The 560-nt window shown below is 55.9% G+C and carries 1 protein-coding gene; it reads left to right on the top strand.

Going from position 1 to position 560, the window contains the following annotated elements; translation table 11 throughout:
• A partial coding sequence (locus tag AXI57_RS08135) for a phosphopantetheine-binding protein (protein WP_155724085.1) occupies positions 1 to 560 on the top strand: 560 nt, incomplete at both ends.

The following is a 560-nucleotide window of genomic DNA, read 5'->3' as shown; positions in this document are numbered from 1 at the left end:
GAAGCAGCCGTCATCACCCGCGCAGACAGCGGGGAGACAGAGCTATGCGCTTATATTCAGGGGCGTGATAAAAACGACGTGCGGGCACAGCTTGCGCATGTGCTGCCCGGCTATATGATCCCCGCTCATTTTGTACAGATCGACACATGGCCAATCACACCAAGCGGGAAGCTTGACCGGAAGGCTTTGCCTGCTCCTGATGGAGCAGCTGGTCAAGAATCATACAAGGCACCAAGAAACCTTACCGAGATGAAGCTTGCCCAGCTTTGGGAAGACGTGCTGAAAAACGGTCCTGTCGGTATCACGGACGACTTTTTTGACCGGGGCGGCCACTCGTTAAAAGCAACGGCGCTCATCTCCCGAATCGCCAAGGCATTCGGCGTCCAAGTGCCGCTTAAAGATATATTTGCCCGACCGACCATAGAAGGGCTGGCTTCTGTCATCCGCGAGTTGGAGGAAAGCCCGTATGCGGCGATCGAACCGGCCGAAAAGGGGGACACCTATCCGGTCTCCTCGGCGCAAAAACGGATGTATGTCCTTCAGCAGCTGGAAGATGGAGG

Origin of the sequence: Bacillus atrophaeus (assembly GCF_001584335.1) — a bacterium.
In the GTDB taxonomy this organism is placed as follows: Bacteria; Bacillota; Bacilli; order Bacillales; family Bacillaceae; genus Bacillus; species Bacillus atrophaeus.
This window is presented reverse-complemented; position numbering and strand designations above follow the sequence as displayed.